Source organism: Bacillus sp. V33-4 (genome assembly GCF_002860225.1).
GTDB classification, from domain to species: Bacteria; Bacillota; Bacilli; order Bacillales; family Cytobacillaceae; genus Bacillus_BJ; species Bacillus_BJ canaveralius.
Map to the genome: position 1 here is coordinate 33,406 of NZ_PGVC01000042.1, position 23,544 is coordinate 56,949.

Sequence of the window (23,544 nt, forward strand, 5' to 3'; positions counted from 1 at the left end):
GAGGCCGCCAATTTTTGCCGCCTCTTCTTTATTGTTATAATGAATGATAATCACTACATAACTGTCGATTCCCTAGTAACTGCGGAAAACAAAAGGAGGAACAGAGAATGCGTGTGGATGGACGCGAACGAAATCAATTAAGGCCTGTACATATCGAAACGAATTATATTAAGCAGCCGGAAGGATCGGTTCTCATTTCTGTGGGAGATACAAAGGTTATCTGTGCCGCAACGATTGAGGACAGGGTGCCGCCGTTTATGCGTGGAGAAGGCAAAGGCTGGATTACGGCGGAATATGCGATGCTTCCTAGGGCAACGGAGCAAAGGAATATAAGGGAGTCCTCAAAAGGGAAAGTAAGCGGGCGGACGATGGAAATCCAGCGTTTAATTGGCCGGGCGTTGAGATCGGTCGTAACGCTTGACGCGATCGGAGAACGAACGGTGTGGATCGACTGCGATGTCATCCAGGCAGATGGCGGAACTAGAACTGCTTCGATTACCGGGGCTTTTGTGGCAATGGCGATTGCCCTCCACAAGCTGTATGAAAAAAAGTCCATTAAAACCTTTCCGGTCAGTAACTTTTTGGCCGCCACAAGTGTTGGTATTTTAAGCGATAAACAGGCCGTTCTTGATTTGAATTATGCCGAGGATTCAAATGCGGAAGTAGATATGAATATAGTCATGACTGGCAATGGCGAATTTGTTGAGCTGCAAGGAACAGGTGAGGAATCGACTTTTTCATATGACCAGCTTCAGGAACTGATTAAGGTAGCCCAGGAAGGGTTACTGGAGTTGTTTGAATATCAAAAGGAAGCTCTTGGTGATGAGATAGCAGCGCTTATCAAGGGCAGCAGCGTGGAAAAAGAGGAGAAATAAATTATGAAAGAAGTAATCATTGCAACAAAAAATCGTGGCAAGGCGAAAGAGTTTGAAAATTTATTTGGCCCCCATGGGTATGTCGTAAGGACACTTCATGACTACCCGGAAATCGCGGAGATCGAGGAAACGGGGGCAACTTTTGCTGAAAATGCCGTGTTAAAGGCCGAGTCTGTAGCAAAGGCATTGGGGAAAATGGTGATTGCTGATGATTCAGGGCTGATTGTCGATGCCCTTGGTGGAAAGCCGGGTATTTTTTCGGCAAGGTATGCGGGTGAGGAAAAAAATGACGATGCCAATATTGACAAAGTTTTAGCCGAATTATCAGGGATTAAAGAAGAAGGCCGGACCGCCAGATTTTACTGCGCGCTTGCAGTTGCGAGACCGGGGCACCCGACCGAAACGGTTTCAGGTACATGTGACGGGTTGATCCTTTTTGAACGAACCGGGACGAACGGCTTTGGGTATGACCCGATCTTTTTTGTAAAAGAAAAAAACAAGGCAATGGCGGAGCTCGAACCTGAAGAAAAGAATCAGATCAGCCACCGCGCCAGAGCCCTGCAAAAGTTGGGCGAAATGCTTGCAACATTTTCGGTAGAGGATGAGCGGGCATGAAGAGAGCGTTAATTGTGAGTGACAGTCACGGCTCATCCGAAGTATTGGAGAGGCTTAAGGAAAAGCATCGCAGCGAAGTTGACGTGATGCTCCATTGCGGCGATTCGGAGCTTGCTGCTGATCACAGTGCATTGTCCGGTTTCTCCGTCGTAAGGGGAAATTGTGATTATGGTCAAAAGCTTCCTGATGAGCTCGTCGAAGAAATCGACGGACAAAGACTTTTCGTGACACATGGACATCTTTATTCCGTAAAATCAACACTTATGAACCTGCATTATCGGGCCAGGGAATTAAACGCCGATATCGTTTGCTTCGGGCATTCCCATGTTCTTGGTGCGGAAATGATTGATGGTATACTTTTCATCAATCCGGGAAGCATACTGCTGCCGAGACAGCGTCTCGAAAAAACATATGTTATCCTCGAACTATCTGAAAAAGAGTTGATTTTGCGTACTTTTGATATTGATAAAGGCGAGCTTACCGGGCTGGAACAGTCATTTGCTCTTCCAAAACTCAAGTAACTATTCTATAATATGGGAGAGAAAGTTCTTTTTTCTCCCATAAGAATGACGAGAAATATTGTTAATCGTATTGACATTTTATTATTTGGCTAATATAATAAAGTTTGTCTTTAAAAAAGAATATCATGTCCCAGTAGCTCAGCTGGATAGAGCAACGCCCTTCTAAGGCGTCGGTCGGGAGTTCGAATCTCTCCTGGGACGCTATGTTAAGAGAAAGCGTGCAATATTGCGGTTTATTCCAAAAAACCGTTGATATTGCACGCTTTTTTTATTGCTTCGCCTCCTGTTGATCAAAACAACTACAGAAGGCTTTTTTCTCAATAAACTTCTTTAATGATTCATGCGAATAAACTGGGGTAACTGGGAGAAAAATACCTTTGTTATACAAAAAACAGGAGGTGACCAGATGGAATCACAAGAACTGGCGTGGCATGAAACGATGGAAACACATGAAATCCTCAACTTTAAAACGGTGTGCTTGCTTAGATCGAAATTGATGCAAGGTGTCTGCTTTGATAATGATCTAAAGCAGCTGTTAGAAAAAGACGTGCAACAATCGATTCAAGATGTCAATGAACTGCTCAATTTTTACCAGCAAGCAAAATTAAACTAAATTGGTGGTGAGAAAGAATGAAAGATTACTTAGATCCGCGCAACGCTGAAGGAATGCCCAATCTTGCTGATTCAGCGATTGCACTGGATTTTTTGCTGGCCGTTAAAAATGGAGTGAGGAATTATGGGTATGCGATCACAGAAACGGCAAGCCCGGAACTGAGAACAACTTTACACAAGCAAATGGAAGCAGCGATTGATCTGCACGGTGAGATATCCGAATTGATGATGAATAAAGGGTGGCTCCATCCTTATGATATAAATGAACAAATTCCATTGGATCTGATATCTGCTGAGACCGCGGTCCAAATTGCTGGCATGACGCTCTTCCCGAATGATACAGACCGGCTCGGAATGTTTGCTACGCCGAATAAATGAATGGAGGAGAAATGAACAATGAAAGCCGTTACGTATCAAGGCATTAAAAATGTCAGCGTCCAAGATGTCGATGATCCCGCTATTATGAAAGCAGACGATATAATCGTAAAAATTACAGCATCAGCGATTTGTGGCTCTGATTTGCATTTAATTCACGGCCTGGTACCAAATATGCCTACAGACTTTATCTTTGGACATGAACCGATGGGAGTGGTCGAAGAAGTGGGTCCAGAGGTAACCAGACTGAAAAAAGGGGACCGGGTCATTATCCCGTTTAACGTTAGCTGCGGTGAATGCTGGTATTGTAAACACGATATCACAAGCCAATGCGATAACTCGAACCCTCACGGAGACATGGGAGCCTATTTCGGCTATTCTGAAACAATGGGCGGCTATGCCGGAGGACAGGCTGAGTACATGCGGGTACCATATGGAAATTTCACTCCTTTCAAAATACCGGAGGACTCCGAGGTCGACGATGAAAAATTAGTGTTGCTCGCCGATGCCGCGTCGACAGCTTACTGGAGTGTTGATCATGCCGGTGTTAAAGCCGGTGATACCGTGATTGTTCTCGGTTGCGGCCCGGTTGGCTTGCTTACGCAAAAATTCGCCTGGCTTAAAGGTGCGAAAAGGGTTATCGCTGTTGACTTTCTCGACTATCGTTTGGAGCATGCAAAAAGAACCAATAAAGTAGAAGTCGTAAATTTTGAAAAAGAAGAAAACATTGGCACCCATTTGAAGGAGATTACCCAGGGCGGAGCAGATGTCGTCATCGACTGTTCAGGAATGAGCGGGAAGATGACACCGATGGAATTTCTGGCAACTGGTTTAAAGCTTCAGGGCGGAGCACTTAATGGTGTGATTATGGCGACGCAGGCAGTGCGCAAGGCAGGAACCATTCAAATAACAGGTGCTTATGGCGGCCGGTATAACGGTTTCCCGCTTGGTGATATATTCCAGCGAAACATCGACATCAGAACCGGACAGGCGCCGGTTATTCCATATATGCCTGTTCTATACAATTTGATTGCTGAAGGAAAGGTTGATCCCGGAGACGTTGTTACACATGTTCTTCCTCTCGATCAAGCCAAGCACGGATATGAAGTCTTTGACACAAGAACTGAAGGGTGTATCAAGGTTGTTTTGAAGCCGCATTAAGCTTGGTTATCGCAATAAAACCCGGTTCCGAATCGCATGTTCAGAACCGGGTTTTATTTTGTTGATAGAATGAAGGTGAGTTTGCCACGATTTTTTGAAAACGGTTTCTTTTGCGTTAGAAAATCTAACATAAATTGCACGTTTCTTCCATATTATATAACTTAGCAATTTCCCCCGAATTCTAACGTTCCTATTAACCAAAAAAAATGAAAAAAATAAAAAAATTTTTGAGTCCTGAAAATGTGAATCTATCAACAATGTAAGCGGATACATAAAATCAGATAAATCTAAATTATCTAATAATTCACGTAAATGGTCTTGACGAGCGCTTGAAATCGGCGTAAGATAATCCTCAAATAAAAAAAACACAGAATTTTTCAGCAAATTAAAAATGGTTTATGAACGGAGAGCATTTCCGGTCTACAGCTTTTTTAAACAAAAAGTTTACCGATTTAAAGCGTTTGTTGATTACAGTGTGGAGGTGCGCTTTTGTGTCCGAACAATGGATTTTTTTAAACGGAGAATACGTAACGAAAGAAAACGCAAAAGTATCCGTTTATGATCATGGTTTTTTATACGGCGATGGCATTTTTGAAGGGATTCGTGTTTACAGCGGCAATATTTTTCGAATGAAGGAACATATGGACCGCCTGTACCGATCAGCTAAATCGATTATGCTGGAAATTCCATTTACAGCGGAAGAGTTTACGAAGGTAATTGTCCAAACCGTTGAGAAGAATCGCTATGAAAACGCCTATATAAGAGTTGTTGTTTCAAGGGGAGTCGGCGACCTCGGGCTTGATCCTTTCAAATGTAAACAGGCCAATGTCGTTGTTATCGTCGAGCCGCTCGCGATTTTTCCGAAAGAGCTTTATGAAACAGGGCTTGAAATTGTCACTGTGGCAACACGAAGAAATCGTCCTGATGTGTTAAGCCCGAAAGTAAAATCGTTAAACTACTTAAACAATGTGCTTGTCAGAATCGAAGCCCATCTGGCCAATGTTAGTGAAGCGCTGATGCTGAATGACCAGGGTTATGTAGCTGAAGGTTCAGCAGATAATGTTTTTATTATCAAGGACAACAAGTTCTATACACCGCCCGGCTATATCGGGGCGCTTGAAGGAATTACAAGAAACGCCGTGATGGACATTGCTGTTGAACTTGGTTATGAAATGAAAGAAGAACCGTTCACACGGCATGATGTATACACAGCTGATGAAGTGTTCCTGACTGGAACGGCAGCAGAAGTGATCGCGGTCGTCAAGGTTGATGGCAGAGTGATTGGCGATGGTGCCCCTGGTGTCCATACGAAAAAGCTTCTTGAAAAGTTCAGGGAAAGAGTTGTTTCTGAAGGCGTAAAAGTTTATTCGCAAAATACAGCATCACATGTCAGTTAAATATCGAAAAAGCGCAGAAGAGGATAAGTAGCCATATGCAGCGGAATCTACAGAGAGCCGGATAAGCTGAGAACCGGCGAGACCAGCATATAGTGAACTCACCTCCGAGCATCGGCTTGAACGGTTATTTCAAGTAGAGCCGATCGGGTGCAAAAGCACCCGTTACAAAATCGAACAGCGGAAAGATCGCTGTTCACGAGTGCACGCAAGCGTTTCTGCGTGAACAAGGGTGGTACCGTGGAACAGGTTAACAAAGCCTTTTCATCCCTTTGTCTAAACAATTTAGGCAACTTTTGGGGTGGGAAGGCTTTTTCTTTTTGAAAAAAATGGACGCTGATCAGCGTTTGAAGGTTACTTTACAAGTTGGAGGAGGTCAACAATCAATGTTGCAGGAAGCTGCCTTTAAGGAAAAAAAGGCTGAACAGAAAGCGATTAGCGGTGCAGAGCTATTGCTTGAATCATTGGAAAAAGAAAACGTTGAAGTCATTTTCGGCTATCCCGGCGGAGCTGTTTTGCCGATTTACGACAAGCTCTATGATTCAAAAATCATGCATGTGCTGCCAAGGCATGAACAAGGCGGAATTCATGCGGCAGAAGGATATGCAAGAATTACCGGGAAACCTGGAGTCGTGATTGCCACTTCGGGCCCTGGAGCGACAAACATTGTGACAGGGCTTGCTGACGCCCTGATGGATTCGCTCCCGCTAGTCGTATTCACGGGCCAGGTGGCGACAGGAGTAATTGGGACAGATGCTTTCCAGGAAGCGGATATTCTTGGGATTACAACCCCGATTACGAAGTACAATTACCAGGTCCGCAACATTGAAGATATTCCTCGCATCGTCAAAGAAGCCTTCTACATTGCAAGCAGCGGCCGGCCAGGTCCGGTATTGATCGATGTTCCGAAGGATATGGCGGCAATGGCGGCCGTGCCTCCGGAAGAACAGGAAATTGAGCTGCCTGGCTATCAGCCGAATTTGCAGCCGAACTTTTTGCAAATCAGAAAATTGACTGAGGTCGTCAGCAGGGCGAAACGTCCCGTCATTCTGGCTGGAGCAGGTGTCTTACACGCAGGCGCATCCGACGAATTAATGCGATATGCCGAGCAACAGCAGCTTCCCGTTGTTCATACACTGCTCGGGCTCGGCGGATTTCCGGCCGACCATCGACTATCTCTCGGCATGGCTGGGATGCATGGCTGTTATACGGCAAACATGGCTTTATACGAATGCGACCTCCTGATCAACATTGGTGCGAGGTTTGATGACAGGCTGACCGGGAATTTACGGCACTTTGCCCCAAAAGCAACCGTAGCCCATATCGATATCGATCCTGCTGAAATTGGTAAAAATATCCCGACACAAATTCCGGTTGTAGCCGATGCTAAACAAGCTTTGGAGCAAATGGTCGGACAGGAAGGAAAACAACCTGAACATAAGGAGTGGCTGGACACCCTCGATTCATGGAAACAAAAGCATCCTTTTCATTATGAAACTGGTTCGGGCTTAAAACCGCAAAAAGTAATCGAGATGCTGTATGAAAAGACAAACGGCGAAGCGATTGTCGTGACCGATGTGGGCCAGCATCAAATGTGGGCGGCCCAATACTATCCGTTTAAGAACCCTGATCGATGGGTGACTTCAGGGGGGCTAGGCACGATGGGCTTTGGGCTTCCGGCCAGCATCGGCGCACAGCTGGCCGATCAGGGTGCATGTGTGCTGGCGATTCTCGGCGATGGCGGCTTTCAAATGTCGACCCAGGAACTGGCTGTTATTGCTGAAATGGAGCTTCCGGTAAAAATCGTGATTCTCAACAACCGGGCGCTCGGCATGGTAAGACAATGGCAGGAAATCTTTTACGAGTCCCGCTTTTCGCACAGCAAGTTCTCGATGCAGCCATCGTTCGTAAAACTGGCAGAAGCTTATGGAATAAAAGGTTATGAGATTACTTCCCCGGAAGAAGCCGATGTGATCTTAAATCAAGTTTTACATGACAGGGAACCCGTTTTACTCGATTTCAGGGTTGAGCCGGATGAAAATGTATATCCGATGATTGCACCGGGGAAAGGAATTAATGAGATGGTAGGTGTTAAACAATGAAAAGGATAATCTCATTAACTGTTCTGAACCGGCCAGGCGTGTTAAATCGAATTACGAACCTTTTTTCGAAGCGGAATTACAACATCGAAAGTATTTCGGTCGGGCATTCGGAACAGGAAGGGATATCGAGAATCACCTGCGCTGTACATGTGGACAACGACAGGGTTGTTGAACAAATCGCCAAACAGCTGAACAAACAAATCGACGTGATAAAAGTAGCTGATATTACCGACCAGGATATCGTTGCCCGGGAACTGGCACTCATTAAAGTTCTCGTAACGGCGAACACAAGAACGGAGATTTACTCGCTGATTGAACCGTTTCGGGCTTCAGTGATTGATGTCAGCAAGGACAGCGTCGTGATTCAAATAACCGGCGAGTCAGATAAAATCGAAGCGTTTATTGAACTGATCAAACCATATGGAATCAAGGAACTGGCAAGAACGGGGACTACTGCTTTTGCGAGGGGTACCCAGCGCTCGTCACAATCCAATAAAACTTACTCAATCGTCTAAAAAACTACTATTTTTACAATTAGGGAGGAAGATGAAAAATGGCAAAAATGTATTATAACGGTGATGCAAACAGTTCTTATTTAAATGGAAAAAAGGTCGCAGTTATCGGCTACGGATCACAGGGCCATGCCCATTCCCAGAACATGAGGGACAGCGGAGTTGATGTAGTTGTCGGTCTAAGAAAAGGGAAATCATGGGATAAGGCAGTCGAGGACGGTTTTCAAGTTTATTCTGTAGCGGAAGCGACTGCTGCAGCGGACGTAGTGATGATCCTGCTTCCGGATGAGCAGCAGCCTTCAGTCTATAATAAAGAAATTGCGCCGAACTTAAATGGGCAGGCGTTAATGTTCGCACACGGGTTCAACATCCATTTCAACCAGATCGTCCCGCCTGCGTCAAGCGATGTGCTGCTTGTCGCTCCAAAAGGACCTGGTCACCTTGTCAGAAGAACGTACGAGGAAGCTGCCGGTGTTCCTGCGTTGTTTGCCATTTACCAGGATGTGAGCGGCGAGGCAAGGGAATTGGCGCTTGCCTATGCGAAGGCGATCGGATCGCTCCGTGCCGGTGGATTGGAAACCACGTTTAAAGAAGAAACCGAAACCGATTTGTTCGGTGAACAAGCCGTTTTATGCGGAGGGCTCACTTCACTTGTAAAAGCGGGCTTTGAAACGCTCGTCGAAGCCGGTTACCAGCCTGAACTTGCCTATTTTGAGTGTCTGCATGAGCTGAAGTTAATCGTTGACCTTATGTATGAAGGCGGTCTTGAAGGAATGCGCTATTCGATTTCCGATACGGCCCAGTGGGGTGATTTTGTCAGCGGTCCGCGTATTGTAAACGGCCAGGTGAAGGAAGAGATGAAGGCTGTTTTGAAAGACATCCAGGAAGGAAAGTTTGCTAAAGGCTGGATTCTCGAGAATCAGGCAAACCGTCCGGTCTTTAATGCGGTTAACCGAAATGAAAAAGAGCATCAAATTGAAGAGGTTGGCAGGGAGCTAAGAAAAATGATGCCATTCGTCAATCGCAAAAAACAGAAAGAAGTGGTCGTAAGTGCGCAAAATTAACATTTTTGACACGACGCTACGGGACGGGGAGCAATCAGCCGGAGTCAACTTGAATATGTCGGAAAAGCTCGAAATCGCAAGGCAACTAGAGCGGTTGAATGTCGACATTATTGAAGCCGGCTTCCCTGCCGCTTCAAAAGGAGACTTCAGTTCTGTACAGCAAATTGCCGGGCTTATCAAAAACGCATCAGTAACGGGGCTGGCCCGTTCGGTTAAGTCGGATATAGACGCTGCCTGGGAAGCGCTAAAAGGCGGAGCAGAGCCGAGGCTACATGTGTTTATTGCGACATCACCGATTCACCGTCAATACAAGTTAAAGCTAACGGCGGACGAGGTTAAAGAAACAGCAGTTGCAACGGTTAAATATGCCGTATCCAAGTTTCCGATCGTCCAATGGTCTGCTGAAGATGCGTGCCGCACCGAGCTCCCGTATCTCGCCGAAATTGTCGAAGAAGTGATTCAGGCCGGTGCCCATGTGATTAATATCCCGGATACAGTCGGCTATATTTCGCCAAAGGAATACGGCGCCATTTTTCAATACTTAAGAGAACATGTTCCGTCCATTCATAAAGTTTCATTATCGGCGCACTGCCATGATGATCTCGGGATGGCGATCGCCAACTCGCTGGCAGCGGTTGAGCATGGGGCTACCCAGGTTGAAGGAACAATCAACGGGATTGGTGAGCGAGCGGGCAATGCGGCGCTTGAGGAATTCGCTGTAGCATTGCAGATAAGAAATGATTATTATCAGGCAATAACAAATATAAATTTAAAGGAAATCAGCCGCACAAGCAGTTTGGTCAGCAAATTAACGGGTATGCCTGTACCGGCAAATAAAGCCGTTGTTGGCAAAAATGCCTTTGCCCATGAATCGGGAATTCACCAGGATGGGGTCTTAAAAGAGAAAACGACATACGAGATCATCTCTCCTGAGCTTGTTGGCTTCCAGACGAATTCGATGGTGCTTGGAAAGCATTCAGGACGGCATGCCTTTAAAACCCGTCTTGATGAACTCGGTTTAACCGTTCACGATGATGAAGTGAAGTCGTTATTTCAAGTTTTCAAAGATTTAGCTGACCGTAAAAAGGAAATGACCGATGATGATTTAGCGGCCATTGTTCTTGAAGAGAAGCTTTCCAAAGAACAGCGCTTTTACGACTTGATCTCGATTCAAATCCAATATGGAACAAACCAGGTTCCGACGGCAACTGTGACGTTATCAGGATGCAACAATGAACTGATCCAGGAAGCGGGAACCGGCGCAGGAAGCATCGAAGCTTTGTATAACACGCTTGAAAAGAGCATGGAAGGAAATATTAACCTGCTTGATTATCGGATTCAGTCGGTGGGAGCCGGGCGGGACGCGCTCGCACAGGTATATGTGAAAATGCGCTATGCCGGTCATGAAACAAGCGGAAGAGGTCTTGCTCAGGATGTTCTTGAAGCGTCTGCGAAAGCGTATTTGAATGCGGTCAACCGGGTTCTTTATACAGAGGAACTGCAATTAAAGTTAGTGCAGCAGCAATCATCTTAAATCAAAAGACGGAGGGATAATAGATGAAGAAAAGAATCGCGGTGCTTCCTGGCGATGGAATCGGCAAAGAAGTCACTAAAGGAGCTATTGAGGTTTTACAGGCGATCGGAGAACGATTCGGACATCAATTCTATTTTTCTTACGGGAAAATTGGCGGTGAAGCGATTGATGATTCCGGCACACCTCTTGCTGAGGAGACTGTTCAGCTTTGCCGCGAAAGCGACGCGGTGCTGCTTGGTGCAGTCGGGGGGCCAAAATGGGACCGCCTCCCTGTTGATCTCCGTCCGGAAAGAGGATTGTTGAAGCTTCGCAAAGACCTTGATTTATACGCAAATTTACGGCCGACAAATTTTTATGCAAGCCTTGCCGATTCCTCCCCTTTGCGCATCGAGGTGATCGAAGGTGTTGATCTGCTGATGGTCAGGGAATTGACAGGCGGCCTCTATTTTGGAAAACCGAGCGAGCGCACGAGACAAAACGGTGAAGAGGCTGCAGTTGATACGCTCTTTTATCAGCGTCAAGAAGTTGAAAGGGTGATCGAGACCGCCTTCGAACTGGCAAGCAAACGCAACAAGAAGGTAACTTCGGTAGACAAAGCAAACGTGCTTGAATCAAGCCGGATGTGGCGCGAAGTTGCTGAAGAAACAGCCAGGAAGTATCCGGATGTTGAGCTAACAAACATGCTTGTCGATAATGCAGCGATGCAGATGATCAAGAATCCGAAACAATTTGATGTCGTGGTAACAGAAAATATGTTTGGCGATATTTTAAGCGACGAAGCCTCGGTGTTAACCGGATCGCTTGGCATGCTGCCATCAGCAAGCTTGTCGTTATCAGGACCTTACTTATATGAGCCGATCCATGGGTCTGCACCAGATATTGAAGGGAAAAATATTGCCAATCCAGTCGGGATGATTTTATCGGCAGCAATGATGCTCCGTTTATCGTTTGGATTGGAAGAAGAGGCTGTCGCTGTTGAAAATGCGGTCGTCCAGGTTCTGGAGGCCGGCTTCCGGACACGGGATATTGCTGCTTTTGGTAAAACAGCGTCGACGACTACGGAAATGGCCGGAGAAATAAAAGCTGCTCTTCATGATGATGAAGCAATCTTGAATATTATGAGCGCGTACGCCTAAACAGCGCGTGTCTTCTATTAAAAGACGCTTATAAAGAAAGGGATGACAGGATGGGGAAATCAATAATCGACAAGGTATGGGAAAAGCATGTTGTCCACCGGGAAGACGGGAAGCCGGATTTATTATATATTGACCTCCATTTAGTGCACGAAGTAACCTCCCCGCAAGCTTTTTCCGGCCTGAGAATGAAAAAACGAACGGTGAGGCGGCCGGACCGGACGTTTGCGACGATGGACCATAATATTCCGACGATGGGCCGTTTTCAAATTGATGATCAAATTGCCCTTAATCAAATTAACGCACTGCAACAGAACTGTGAAGAATTTGAAGTACCGATTGCCGATTTATCAAGCCCGGAGCAGGGAATTGTCCATGTTATCGGCCCTGAGCTCGGATTGACCCAACCAGGGATGACGGTTGTCTGCGGTGACAGCCATACTTCGACCCATGGTGCCTTCGGTGCCCTGGCTTTTGGGATCGGAACAAGTGAAGTGGAGCATGTTTTGGCAACCCAGACATTATGGCAGACAAAACCGAAAACGCTGAAGCTTGAAATTTCAGGAAAGCTGGCAGCCGGCGTCACCGCCAAGGACGTTATCTTATTTATTCTTGCAGAATACGGAATTAAATTTGGAACAGGATATGTGATTGAATATTGCGGCGAAGTCATTGAAAACATGTCAATGGAAGAGCGGATGACCGTTTGCAATATGTCGATTGAGGGTGGGGCGAAGGCCGGCCTTGTCAGTCCTGATCACACGACATTTTCCTATTTGAAGGGGAGAAAGTATGCTCCAAAGGGAGAAGAATTTGAGAATAAGGTGCAGGAATGGCTGACACTGGCATCCGATGCTGATGCTGAATATGATCAAGTCTTGCATATTAAAGGGGAAGAAATCACACCGATGGTCAGCTGGGGTACCAACCCTTCAATGACGGCCCCGATCTCCGGCCATATCCCGTTCGCTGCCGATTTTGACAGTGAAATGGAAAAAAGATCTTTGCAGAGAGCTCTGGACTATATGGGCTTGCAAGAAGGCAAGAGAATGGATGAAATCAACATTCAGTATGTGTTTATCGGCTCATGTACAAATTCACGGATTGAAGACCTTCGGGCCGCTGCTGAAATCGCGCGGGGCAAACAGGTTCACACTGGCGTAAGGGCATTGGTGGTGCCTGGTTCACAGCAGGTTAAAAAGCAGGCAGAAGAAGAGGGGCTCGCGCAAATCTTTATTGAAGCCGGTTTTGAATGGAGAGAATCGGGTTGCAGCATGTGTTTGAGCATGAATGCAGACATTGTTCCGTCAGGCTATCATTGTGCCTCAACATCGAATCGTAATTTTGAAGGGCGCCAAGGAGCGGGGGCAAGAACACATCTTGTCAGCCCGGCAATGGCTGCCGCTGCTGCCATCCATGGACGATTCGTCGATATTAGAAGTTTGTCTGCAGCGGAAACGGTATAAAGGAGGAGTCTCAGGTGGCGGAATTATCGAATTTTAGAGGGAAAGCAGCCGCAATGGACCGGGCCAATGTCGATACAGATCAGATTATTCCGAAGCAATTTTTAAAGCGGATTGAGAAAACGGGCTTCGGCCAATTTCTGTTCTATGACTGGCGATACAATGCTGACGGCAGCTTAAACAAGGAATTTGAATTAAACCGGCCGGAAAATGCAGGCGCGGAAATTCTCATCGCAAATGAAAATTTCGGCTGTGGATCTTCTCGGGAGCATGCACCATGGGCGCTTTCTGATTATGGTTTTAAAGTGGTCATTGCCCCTTCGTTTGCTGATATATTTTATCAAAACTGCTTAAAGAACGGGATTGTTCCAGTTTCATTAGCGGACGAAGAAGTCGGCTACTTGCTGAGTAAAGCCAAGAGTGAGCTGTATTTTCTTACCGTCAATCTTGAGGAAGAAAAAATTCATGATCAGGCCGGCTTTGAAGCTTCGTTTACAATTCATCCTTACTGGAAAAAGCTCCTTCTTCATGGCTGGGACGAAATCGAAATCACTCTGCAGTATGAAGATAAGATTCTTGCTTACGAAAAATAACTTTTAGAGGTTCACAGTCTTCTCCTGTGAATCTTTTTGTTTTTCTTACTGTTCATGCTAAACTTACTTTAACTTTTACAGTAAGGCGGTTTACATAATGAAAAAAGGCAATCGGTCGAGGACAGATGAAAATATCATTCTTTTTCCCGACCTTGAAAAACGCTTAATTGAAAAAGGACTCGACCACCTGCAGCAAAAAAAGTTTCATGATGCAATTGGCTTTTTCACGGAAGCAAAAAGTCTCGATCCTTCAAACAGCGATGTTTATATCGGTTTGGTGCTTGCCTATTTCGAGTCCGGCCAGCTTGCAAAAGCAAAGGAATTGGCGAAAGAGATGCTGAATCAAGGCATTGGTGACTATATTCAAATTGTTGATTTATATTTGATGATCCTTGTTCAGCTGAATGAATATGGGGAAATTACAGCTACAATTGAAGTGCTGCTTCAGGAGCGGCAAATTCCGAAGGACAAGCTCGAACATTTTTCAAAAATGCTTCATTTCAGCCGCCGCATGAGTGAGGGAAGAGCGGATCAAGCAACAGAAGCAGCACTGAATGATGAGAGTATGATCGATGAGTTGAACCTTTTTTCCTGCCAGAATCCGAAAGAACAGATGCTGCTCATTGCAAAGCTGGCAAACCGGAATATCCGCCCGTATGCAGGAGAGATTACCGCTTACTTAAGTGCGGAGGAAGGCCATCCCTTTTTAAAAACGATGCTATTAAATCTTCTGACCGAACACGAATACGAAAAAGAAGTGTTCGTTAAAAAGTTGGGCAGAAGCGAGAACTTCAATCCGGCAGAGCTCGGGTCCGTGCAAAACCAGCAGGGCCTCATCAATATTTCAGAGTTGCTGCGGGAGAAGCTGGAGAATGACGATCCGGTTCTTTTTGAAAATATTAAAAGCTTGCTTGAACGCCACAGTTTTCTGTTATATCCATTTGAATTCAAACCGGAGGACCCGCGCATTTGGGCGGCTGCCTACCATTTTATTTCTTTACAATATCATGGTGTCGATAGACGGAAAGAGGATATCGCGGCTGAGTATGGTGCAGAACGGGATGAGATGGAAGCAGCTCTCGAATTTATTTTAATGGTAGAAGAAATTTCATATCCGATTATATAGCTTCGCTGTTGAAAGAAAAGCAACGTATGTTATAATGTAGTGGTTGTATTATGTGAATTTTTATCTATTACATGAAAAATGGATTATGACTTGCACGACAAGACATATTCATATCAAATTCGATGAACGAAATGATAATAGATTGTTGGAGGGAAAAAACAGTATGTCTGCAAAATGGGAAAAGTTAGAAGGGAACCAAGGGGTTCTCACGTTTGAAGTAGATGCAGAGAGGTTAAACGAAGGTTTAGACTTTGCATTTAAAAAAGTAGTAAAGCAAGTAAATGTTCCTGGCTTCCGTAAAGGAAAGATGCCGCGCGGAATGTTCGAAAAGCGTTTTGGCGTGGAATCATTATATCAGGATGCAGTTGACTTTCTTCTTCCGGAAGCATACTCAAACGCAGTAGAAGAAGCAGGAATTGAACCTGTTGACCGTCCGGAAATCGATGTTGAGCAAATTGAAAAAGGCAAGAATGTTATTTTCAAGGCCAATATTACTGTGAAACCAGAAGTTAAATTGGGTGAATATAAGGGCATCGAAGTAGAAGCTGTCGACACAAATGTTACAGATGAGGATGTAGAAAATGAGCTGAAGTCTTTACAGGAGCGCCATGCAGAGCTTGCTGTCAGAGAAGAAGGCACTGCGGAAAACGGTGATACATTAGTCATCGATTTTGAAGGCTTTGTTGACGGAGAAGCTTTCGAAGGCGGAACATCTGAGAACTACTCACTTGAGATTGGCTCCGGATCATTCATTCCCGGATTTGAAGAGCAGCTCATCGGAGTGGCAGCAGGTGAAGAAAAAGAAGTGGAAGTAAGCTTCCCCGAAGAATACCATGCTGCTGAATTAGCTGGCAAGCCTGCCACTTTCAAAGTGAAAGTTCATGAAATCAAAACAAAAGAACTTCCTCCTTTGGACGATGAATTTGCTAAAGATGTAGATGAAGAAGTAGAATCTTTGGACGCTTTAAAAGAAAAAATTAAAAACCGTCTTGAAGACAGCAAGAAGCATGAAGCAGAACATGTTGTCCGTGATACAGTTGTCGATAAAGCGGCAGAAAATGCTGAAATCGAGATTCCTGCAGTCATGATTGATAACGAAGTAGACAGAATGCTTAATGAGTTTGAACAGCGCATCCAAATGCAGGGGATGAATCTTGAACTGTATTACCAATTCTCTGGCCAGGATGAAGACGCACTTCGCGGCCAAATGAGCGAAGAAGCAGAGAAGCGCGTTCGTGCAAACCTAACTCTTGAAGCGATTGCGAAAGCAGAAAATCTCGAAGTTAGCGATGAAGAAGTAACTGAAGAGCTGACAAAAATGGCTGAAATGTACAACATGCCTGTTGAAAACATTGAAAAAGCTTTAGGCAGCCTTGAAGGGATTAAAGCAGATTTACAAGTGAGAAAAGCGGTTGATTTCCTTATTGAAAACAGCAAAACGAAAGCAACCGAATAATAATCATTCAAAATGGAATAGATAACCAGGTGTTGAAACAGTGACTTAATTTCTCTACCGTGGTAAAATTAAGTAACCGGCAAGGCGCGAGAAATCGTGCCTTGTTTTATACACAAAAGAGGAGGAGCGGCAGTTTAACAAACATAGTTCTGTGTACATATTTGTAAATATCAATACATATAACGAAGAAAAGAGTTTTAATATAAAATCATCATTTTCCTTTCAAACCTTGATTGCGCCTAAAGGAAAGCCAGAAGAGACAAACTGGTGATTTTTTGTTTTAAAACATCCGATTTAATCTCCACATTTATGGTTAAGCTTAGTTAAACGGCAATAACCAGGGGCCGACTTTCAACTCCAAGTGTTATCATTTCCTGTCTGGTACAAAAATGTGTTACAATGCAATACATAATTGTTACGAGTTCCCATGCGAGGCCGGGCATCAGGTGCCTCATTTGTTGGCTTTTTTCAACGGCCGCCTGATTTTCAGGGCACAGGCGATAAGTTGAAAATGTTTCTGTCCGTTAGCTCAAGAATTGCAGCTTTATATATTGTTCAAAAGTTTTACGAGGGGTGAAGGCATGTTTAAGTTTAATGATGAAAAAGGGCAGTTAAAATGTTCTTTCTGTGGTAAAACACAGGATCAAGTTCGTAAATTAGTTGCGGGCCCTGGTGTATATATATGTGACGAATGCATCGAGCTTTGCACTGAAATCGTTGAAGAAGAACTCGGTACTGAGGAGGAAGTTGAGTTCAAGGATGTTCCGAAACCAAAAGAAATTCGCGACATTCTCGACGAATATGTCATTGGCCAGGACCAGGCGAAAAAGTCGCTGTCTGTAGCCGTTTATAATCACTACAAACGTATTAATTCAAACAGCAAAATTGATGATGTAGAGCTTTCTAAAAGCAATATCGCGATGATCGGTCCGACGGGAAGCGGTAAAACATTGCTTGCGCAAACATTGGCACGGCTCCTCAATGTTCCTTTTGCGATTGCGGATGCTACATCGTTAACTGAAGCAGGTTATGTTGGCGAAGATGTCGAAAATATTCTTCTCAAGCTGATTCAGGCTGCTGACTATGATGTAGAAAAAGCCGAAAAGGGTATTATTTATATCGATGAAATTGATAAAATTGCCCGTAAATCGGAAAATCCCTCGATAACAAGGGATGTTTCCGGTGAAGGAGTCCAGCAAGCCCTGTTAAAAATACTCGAAGGTACAGTAGCAAGCGTTCCGCCACAAGGTGGCCGCAAGCATCCACACCAGGAGTTTATCCAAATTGATACAACCAATATTTTATTTATTTGCGGCGGTGCTTTTGACGGTATCGAACCGATTATTAAACGCCGGCTCGGCCAAAAGGTAATTGGTTTTGGATCCAATGCAAAACAGCCTGAAGTCGAGCAAAAAGAACTGTTATCCAAGGTTCTTCCCGAGGATTTATTGCGCTTCGGCCTTATCCCGGAATTTATCGGGCGTCTGCCGGTGATCGCAAGCCTTGAACAACTTGATGAAGATGCGCTAATTGAAATTCTGACCAAACCTAAAAATGCGCTTGTCAAGCAGTATCAAAAGATGCTTGAGCTTGATGACGTCGAATTGGAATTTGAAGAAGGTGCTTTGAAGGAAATATCGAAAAAAGCAATTGAAAGAAAAACAGGGGCGCGCGGACTCCGCTCGATCATCGAAGGAATCATGCTCGATGTGATGTTTGACCTGCCGTCCCGTGATGATATTGAAAAGTGTATCATCACCGCTGAAACAGTTGTAGAAAACAGCCTGCCGAAGCTTATCCTTAGCGATGGCACCGTCGTCGAAAAAGAACGGAAAACTTCCGCATAACATATGAATCCAGGCCAAACTCTTAAAAGGGTTTGGCTATTTTTATTCACATTTTGCCTATGTTTTTTCTTATTATTCCTTGTTTATTCCATATAGGTGAAGGAGATACTAGCTTATATTAAAGAGAATAACCAAGCAGGAGGGAACACTATGAGTTGGACGGGCATTGCCCTTTTTATACAGCTGTTTTTCGGTATCGTGATCGGGCTTTACTTTTGGAATTTATTGCGAAACCAGAGAACGCAAAAAGTATCAATCGACCGGGAATCGAAGAAGGAGATGGAGCAACTCCGAAAAATGAGAGCCATTTCACTGACCGAGCCTTTATCAGAAAGAGTCCGCCCTACCACCTTTGGCGATATCGTCGGACAGGAGGATGGGATTAAAGCATTAAAAGCAGCACTTTGCGGCCCCAATCCACAGCATGTGATTATTTACGGTCCGCCCGGTGTTGGAAAAACAGCTGCAGCACGGCTTGTTCTGGAAGAGGCAAAGAAAAATGACAAGTCTCCGTTTAAACCGGCCTCAGTATTTATTGAGCTTGACGCAACGACTGCACGCTTTGATGAGAGGGGCATTGCCGATCCGCTGATTGGCTCGGTCCACGATCCGATTTACCAGGGAGCCGGTGCGATGGGACAAGCAGGTATTCCCCAGCCCAAGCAGGGCGCCGTAACCAACGCCCATGGCGGCGTTTTATTTATAGACGAAATTGGAGAGCTTCACCCAATCCAAATGAACAAGCTCCTGAAAGTACTGGAAGACCGCAAAGTATTCCTTGAGAGTGCCTACTATAATGAAGAAAATGTCCAAATTCCCACCCATATACACGATATTTTTAAAAATGGCTTTCCCGCTGACTTTCGGCTCGTCGGGGCGACGACCCGGACTCCGAACGAGATCGCTCCTGCGATTCGCTCCCGCTGTATGGAAGTCTTTTTCAGGGAACTAAATCAAGAAGAGATTTTGAAAATAGGAAAAAACGCAGCCGATAAAGTTAAGCTCTCGATTACGGACACCGGTTTGGCCATTTTGTCCAGCTATGCCCGCAACGGACGCGAAGCTGTCAATTTAATACAAACCGCAGCAGGTCTTGCGATTACAGAGGAAAGAACTTTTATAAAGGATGAAGATATTGAATGGGTCATTAATACAAGCCAGCTTAGCCCGAGAATGGAAAGGAAAATCAGTCCTGCCTCTACCATCGGTTTGGTGAGCGGGCTTGCTGTGTACGGTGCCAACAATGGTGCGTTGCTGGAAATTGAAGTAACCGTTATTCCTGCCAAAGAAAAAGGTTCCATCAATATTACCGGAATTGTCGAAGAGGAAAGCATTGGTGACAGGGGAAAATCAATTCGTCGCAAGAGCATGGCTAAAGGTTCAATTGAAAACGTGATCACGGTGCTGCGATCAATGCATGTACCTGCAGATGAATTTGATATTCACGTTAATTTCCCGGGCGGTATACCAATAGACGGTCCATCCGCGGGAATCGCAATGGCAACAGGTATATACTCAGCGATCTATAAAATTCCGATTAACCATACGGTAGCGATGACGGGTGAAATAAGCATCCACGGGAATGTCAAGCCTGTCGGTGGCGTATACCCAAAAGTGATCGCAGCCAAAAAAGCAGGTGCCACAATGGTGATCATTCCCGAAGAGAATATGCAGGCGATTTTAAACGAGATAGACGGGATCAACATCATGCCTGTCAGCCATCTTGACGAAGTATTCAAACTTGCGCTTGTGCATGAACATAAAAAAGATCTGGTAACACCGGCATCAATCGACATTGCCAAAAAAGAAAGCATTTAACCGCTTTTTCCGCTTCGGTTTGCTTTAGGAATATCGCAGATCGAAGTTTTTCTTTTAATGAATGAGGTAAAGGTATTAATAGCAGACATATTTTTGTAATAAAAACTGGATAATAAGAAAAGCGAATTTTGAAAATGAGTCCCGCTTAGATGATTGACCAAAGTGCAGTGCTGCCGGAGCTGCTTGCATAATTGGCAATTGCGGCCTTCCCATGCCTTGTTAATAGACACTGCTTCGTAAATGGGTTAGAATTGTACAAAGATTATCCTGAAATATTTTAAACGGATAAAACGATTTGCATTTTGGAGGTGCAAGATTATGGCGAAAAAGAAAGAGATCATCGTCCCCCTCCTGCCGCTTCGGGGTTTGCTTGTATATCCGACCATGGTCCTTCATTTGGATGTAGGCCGGGACAAATCAGTACAGGCACTCGAAAAAGCAATGGTAGATGACCATTTAATTTTTCTGACAACACAAAAAGATATATCGATAGATGAACCTGCGGAAGATGACCTTTTTCGTATGGGAACATTAACGAAAGTAAAGCAGATGCTGAAGCTGCCCAACGGGACAATCCGGGTTTTAGTTGAAGGCTTAAACCGCGCTGAAATCAGTTCCTTTAAGGATGAAGAGGATCATTTTACGGTTTCGTTAAAGGTATATGAAGACAGGGAATCAAAAGATGTGGAAGATCAGGCATTAATGAGAACGATGCTCGAATATTTTGAGCAATACATAAAGATGTCGAAAAAAATATCTGCAGAAACTTATTCCTCTGTTTCGGATATCGAGGAGCCCGGCCGAATGGCAGATATTATTTCTTCCCACCTTCCGCTTAAGCTAAAAGAAAAGCAGGATATTCTCGAAACAATCGATGTGAAAGAACGGATCAACCGGGTCATCGAAATCATTCACAACGAAAAAGAAGTGTTAAACTTAGAGAAGAAAATTGGCCAGCGTGTCAAAAAGTCGATGGAAAGAACACAAAAAGAATACTATTTGCGCGAGCAAATGAAAGCGATCCAAAAGGAACTCGGCGATAAAGAAGGCAAAACCGGTGAAATAGCCGAGTTAACCGAGAAAATTGAACTTGCAGGCATGCCTGAGCATGTCAAAGAAACAGCGTATAAAGAACTGGACAGATATGAAAAGGTGCCGACGACCTCTGCCGAAAGTGCCGTGATCCGTAATTACATCGAATGGCTCGTGTCTATTCCATGGTCGAAATCAACGGAAGATGACTTGGACATCCATAAAGCTGAACGCATCTTGAATCAGGACCATTATGGTCTTGAGACAGTAAAAGAACGTGTGCTTGAATATTTGGCCGTCCAGCAGCTGACCCATTCCTTAAAAGGGCCGATATTGTGTCTGGCCGGCCCTCCAGGCGTCGGAAAAACCAGCCTTGCCCGCTCGATAGCGAGATCATTAAACCGCAATTTTGTCCGGGTCTCTCTTGGCGGAGTCCGTGATGAGTCCGAGATTCGCGGCCATCGCCGCACATATGTTGGCGCAATGCCGGGCCGCATCATCCAGGGAATGAAAAAGTCCGGCACGATCAATCCTGTTTTTCTCCTTGATGAAATTGATAAAATGTCTAACGATTTTCGTGGCGACCCGTCAGCGGCGATGCTCGAAGTACTGGATCCTGAACAAAACCATAATTTCAGCGACCACTATATTGAAGAACAATACGATTTATCAAAGGTTATGTTTATTGCCACCGCCAATAACCTGGCGACGATTCCAGGACCTTTGCGTGACCGGATGGAGATTATTACAATTGCCGGCTATACAGAGCTTGAAAAAATTAATATTGCCAAGGACCACCTCCTTCCCAAGCAACTAAAAGACCACGGTCTATCAAAAGCACAGCTGCAGCTTCGCGAGGATGCCATTCAAAAGGTGGTCCGCTATTATACACGAGAAGCTGGAGTACGGGGGCTCGAGCGCCAGCTTGCAACAATCTGCAGGAAAACGGCGAAGATCATTGTCTCAGGTGAAAAGAAACGTGTCGTCCTCACAGACAGAGGTGTGGAGGAATTTTTAGGCAAACCGAAGTTCCGTTATGGACAAGCTGAACTGGAAGATCAAATCGGTGTTGCAACCGGCCTTGCCTATACGACTGTCGGCGGGGATACACTGCAAATTGAGGTATCACTTGCACCCGGAAAAGGGAAGCTTGTGCTGACGGGAAAATTGGGTGATGTCATGAAGGAATCTGCCCAGGCTGCTTTCAGCTATGTCCGTTCCAAAGCTGAAGAGCTGGGGATCGACAAAGATTTTCACGAAAAGCATGATATTCATATCCATGTGCCTGAAGGAGCAGTTCCAAAGGACGGCCCATCAGCAGGAATTACGATTGCCACCGCACTCGTCTCAGCATTGTCGGGCAGGGCGATCCGAAGAGAAGTCGGCATGACAGGTGAAATTACCTTGAGAGGGCGCGTCCTGCCGATTGGCGGGGTCAAAGAAAAAACGTTAAGTGCGCACCGCGCCGGCTTAACAAAAATTATTCTTCCAAAAGACAATGAAAAAGATATCGATGATATACCGGAAAGCGTTCGTGAACAGTTGGATTTTGTGTTGGTTTCCCATGTTGATGAAGTGTTAAGCCATGCTTTAATAAGCGGTGAAACCACATGAAAGTAGTCAGCTCGGAAATTGTCATCAGTGCCGTAAAGCCTGATCAATATCCACCGGAGGATTTGCCCGAGTTTGCCCTGGCTGGCCGCTCGAATGTAGGAAAATCATCGTTTATCAATAAAATGCTCAATCGCAGGGGTTTGGCAAGGATCTCGTCAAAACCCGGGAAAACACAAACTTTAAACTTCTATTTAATTAACGACGTGCTTCATTTTGTTGACGTTCCCGGATACGGATACGCCAAAGTTTCCAAGCAGGAGCGTGAAGCATGGGGAAGAATGATCGAAACATACTTAACAAACAGGGAACAGCTCAAGGCCGTTCTCCTGATTGTTGATCTGCGGCATCCGCCAACAGAAGACGATATCATGATGTATAACTTTTTGAAGCATTATGATATCCCGTGCATCATCATTGCGACAAAAGCGGATAAAATTTCAAAAAGCAAATGGCAAAAGCATTTGCGAATTACAAAAGAAACACTTGATCTTGATGAGCATGACCATATTGTCCTCTTTTCCTCGGAAACAGGCGAGGGCAAAGAAAAAGCCTGGTCGATCATTGCGAGTTATATGTGAACAAAAAAGCCTGACAGCTCTGTGCCGTCAGGCTTTTTCGTGTTTAGATAGATATATATATAAATGTACGTAATCGGAGGAAATTTCACAATGTGCTAAGGTACACCGAAAAACGAATG

20 protein-coding genes, 1 tRNA gene and 1 other annotated feature are annotated in these 23,544 nt (G+C 44.9%); all 21 genes read left to right on the plus strand.

The window, feature by feature from the left end; translation table 11 throughout:
• Positions 1-107: 107 nt before the first annotated feature.
• The 21 genes from rph (at position 108) to yihA (ending at position 23,425) form a co-directional block, all read left to right on the plus strand.
• On the plus strand, positions 108-875 hold the full coding sequence (gene rph / locus CVD23_RS15355) for a ribonuclease PH (protein WP_101576128.1): 768 nt from the start codon (positions 108-110) through the stop codon (positions 873-875).
• Between the two features lie 3 nt (positions 876-878).
• Positions 879-1,490 (plus strand): XTP/dITP diphosphatase, encoded by a 612-nt coding sequence (locus tag CVD23_RS15360; RefSeq protein WP_101576127.1) that lies wholly within the window; start codon positions 879-881, stop codon positions 1,488-1,490.
• A complete protein-coding gene (locus CVD23_RS15365; protein ID WP_101576126.1) occupies positions 1,487-2,011 on the plus strand; it encodes a metallophosphoesterase in 525 nt (174 codons plus the stop codon). The genes CVD23_RS15360 and CVD23_RS15365 overlap by 4 nt, the downstream gene beginning before the upstream one ends.
• Positions 2,012-2,138: 127 nt before the next feature.
• Positions 2,139-2,212, plus strand: a tRNA-Arg gene (locus CVD23_RS15370).
• 205 nt (positions 2,213-2,417) lie between these two features.
• A complete protein-coding gene (locus tag CVD23_RS15375; RefSeq protein WP_101576125.1) occupies positions 2,418-2,624 on the plus strand; it encodes a spore coat protein in 207 nt (68 codons plus the stop codon).
• Between the two features lie 17 nt (positions 2,625-2,641).
• Positions 2,642-3,001, plus strand: coding sequence for a spore coat protein (locus tag CVD23_RS15380; protein ID WP_101576124.1), 360 nt, complete (start codon positions 2,642-2,644; stop codon positions 2,999-3,001).
• An 18-nt stretch (positions 3,002-3,019) separates the two neighbouring features.
• Positions 3,020-4,159, plus strand: a complete 1,140-nt coding sequence (locus tag CVD23_RS15385; protein WP_101666494.1) for a zinc-dependent alcohol dehydrogenase — start codon at positions 3,020-3,022, stop codon at positions 4,157-4,159.
• 491 nt (positions 4,160-4,650) lie between these two features.
• Entirely contained in the window at positions 4,651-5,556 is a 906-nt protein-coding gene (gene ilvE / locus CVD23_RS15395; protein ID WP_101666496.1) for a branched-chain-amino-acid transaminase, read from the plus strand.
• A gap of 5 nt (positions 5,557-5,561) precedes the next feature.
• Positions 5,562-5,828 (plus strand) — a binding site (T-box leader).
• Between the two features lie 111 nt (positions 5,829-5,939).
• Positions 5,940-7,655 (plus strand): acetolactate synthase large subunit, encoded by a 1,716-nt coding sequence (gene ilvB, locus CVD23_RS15400; RefSeq protein ID WP_101576120.1) that lies wholly within the window; start codon positions 5,940-5,942, stop codon positions 7,653-7,655.
• Entirely contained in the window at positions 7,652-8,170 is a 519-nt protein-coding gene (gene ilvN, locus CVD23_RS15405) for an acetolactate synthase small subunit (RefSeq protein ID WP_101576119.1), read from the plus strand. The genes ilvB and ilvN overlap by 4 nt, the downstream gene beginning before the upstream one ends.
• Before the next feature lie 38 nt (positions 8,171-8,208).
• A complete protein-coding gene (ilvC, locus tag CVD23_RS15410; protein WP_101576118.1) occupies positions 8,209-9,231 on the plus strand; it encodes a ketol-acid reductoisomerase in 1,023 nt (340 codons plus the stop codon).
• A complete protein-coding gene (locus CVD23_RS15415) occupies positions 9,218-10,765 on the plus strand; it encodes a 2-isopropylmalate synthase (RefSeq protein ID WP_101576117.1) in 1,548 nt (515 codons plus the stop codon). The genes ilvC and CVD23_RS15415 overlap by 14 nt, the downstream gene beginning before the upstream one ends.
• A gap of 23 nt (positions 10,766-10,788) precedes the next feature.
• Positions 10,789-11,901: a 3-isopropylmalate dehydrogenase gene (leuB, locus tag CVD23_RS15420; RefSeq protein WP_101666497.1), complete on the plus strand. Its 1,113-nt coding sequence runs from the start codon at positions 10,789-10,791 to the stop codon at positions 11,899-11,901.
• 50 nt (positions 11,902-11,951) lie between these two features.
• A complete protein-coding gene (gene leuC, locus CVD23_RS15425) occupies positions 11,952-13,364 on the plus strand; it encodes a 3-isopropylmalate dehydratase large subunit (RefSeq protein WP_101666498.1) in 1,413 nt (470 codons plus the stop codon).
• A gap of 14 nt (positions 13,365-13,378) precedes the next feature.
• Positions 13,379-13,954 (plus strand): 3-isopropylmalate dehydratase small subunit, encoded by a 576-nt coding sequence (gene leuD, locus CVD23_RS15430; protein WP_101576114.1) that lies wholly within the window; start codon positions 13,379-13,381, stop codon positions 13,952-13,954.
• 97 nt (positions 13,955-14,051) lie between these two features.
• Complete coding sequence (locus tag CVD23_RS15435) at positions 14,052-15,080, plus strand: tetratricopeptide repeat protein (RefSeq protein ID WP_101576113.1); 1,029 nt, start codon at positions 14,052-14,054, stop codon at positions 15,078-15,080.
• Between the two features lie 163 nt (positions 15,081-15,243).
• Positions 15,244-16,536 (plus strand): trigger factor, encoded by a 1,293-nt coding sequence (gene tig, locus CVD23_RS15440; RefSeq protein WP_101666499.1) that lies wholly within the window; start codon positions 15,244-15,246, stop codon positions 16,534-16,536.
• Positions 16,537-17,117: 581 nt separating this feature from the next.
• Positions 17,118-18,383, plus strand: a complete 1,266-nt coding sequence (clpX, locus tag CVD23_RS15445; RefSeq protein WP_101576111.1) for an ATP-dependent protease ATP-binding subunit ClpX — start codon at positions 17,118-17,120, stop codon at positions 18,381-18,383.
• 150 nt (positions 18,384-18,533) lie between these two features.
• A complete protein-coding gene (gene lonB / locus CVD23_RS15450) occupies positions 18,534-20,201 on the plus strand; it encodes an ATP-dependent protease LonB (RefSeq protein ID WP_101576110.1) in 1,668 nt (555 codons plus the stop codon).
• Positions 20,202-20,519: 318 nt separating this feature from the next.
• Positions 20,520-22,847: an endopeptidase La gene (lon, locus tag CVD23_RS15455; protein WP_101576109.1), complete on the plus strand. Its 2,328-nt coding sequence runs from the start codon at positions 20,520-20,522 to the stop codon at positions 22,845-22,847.
• A complete protein-coding gene (gene yihA, locus CVD23_RS15460) occupies positions 22,844-23,425 on the plus strand; it encodes a ribosome biogenesis GTP-binding protein YihA/YsxC (RefSeq protein ID WP_101666500.1) in 582 nt (193 codons plus the stop codon). Before lon ends, yihA begins: the two co-directional genes overlap by 4 nt.
• Positions 23,426-23,544: the final 119 nt, after the last annotated feature.

Bases quoted from the DNA above. Each gene is read 5' to 3' on its own strand.
- ilvN (WP_101576119.1), top strand. From the start codon at position 7,652: ATGAAAAGGATAATCTCATTAACTGTTCTGAACCGGCCAGGCGTGTTA.
- leuC (WP_101666498.1), top strand. From the start codon at position 11,952: ATGGGGAAATCAATAATCGACAAGGTATGGGAAAAGCATGTTGTCCAC.
- CVD23_RS15380 (WP_101576124.1), top strand. From the start codon at position 2,642: ATGAAAGATTACTTAGATCCGCGCAACGCTGAAGGAATGCCCAATCTT.
- CVD23_RS15360 (WP_101576127.1), top strand. From the start codon at position 879: ATGAAAGAAGTAATCATTGCAACAAAAAATCGTGGCAAGGCGAAAGAG.
- CVD23_RS15385 (WP_101666494.1), top strand. From the start codon at position 3,020: ATGAAAGCCGTTACGTATCAAGGCATTAAAAATGTCAGCGTCCAAGAT.
- CVD23_RS15435 (WP_101576113.1), top strand. From the start codon at position 14,052: ATGAAAAAAGGCAATCGGTCGAGGACAGATGAAAATATCATTCTTTTT.
- yihA (WP_101666500.1), top strand. From the start codon at position 22,844: ATGAAAGTAGTCAGCTCGGAAATTGTCATCAGTGCCGTAAAGCCTGAT.
- clpX (WP_101576111.1), top strand. From the start codon at position 17,118: ATGTTTAAGTTTAATGATGAAAAAGGGCAGTTAAAATGTTCTTTCTGT.
- CVD23_RS15375 (WP_101576125.1), top strand. From the start codon at position 2,418: ATGGAATCACAAGAACTGGCGTGGCATGAAACGATGGAAACACATGAA.
- lonB (WP_101576110.1), top strand. From the start codon at position 18,534: ATGAGTTGGACGGGCATTGCCCTTTTTATACAGCTGTTTTTCGGTATC.
- tig (WP_101666499.1), top strand. From the start codon at position 15,244: ATGTCTGCAAAATGGGAAAAGTTAGAAGGGAACCAAGGGGTTCTCACG.
- leuB (WP_101666497.1), top strand. From the start codon at position 10,789: ATGAAGAAAAGAATCGCGGTGCTTCCTGGCGATGGAATCGGCAAAGAA.
- lon (WP_101576109.1), top strand. From the start codon at position 20,520: ATGGCGAAAAAGAAAGAGATCATCGTCCCCCTCCTGCCGCTTCGGGGT.
- CVD23_RS15365 (WP_101576126.1), top strand. From the start codon at position 1,487: ATGAAGAGAGCGTTAATTGTGAGTGACAGTCACGGCTCATCCGAAGTA.
- rph (WP_101576128.1), top strand. From the start codon at position 108: ATGCGTGTGGATGGACGCGAACGAAATCAATTAAGGCCTGTACATATC.
- ilvB (WP_101576120.1), top strand. From the start codon at position 5,940: ATGTTGCAGGAAGCTGCCTTTAAGGAAAAAAAGGCTGAACAGAAAGCG.
- ilvC (WP_101576118.1), top strand. From the start codon at position 8,209: ATGGCAAAAATGTATTATAACGGTGATGCAAACAGTTCTTATTTAAAT.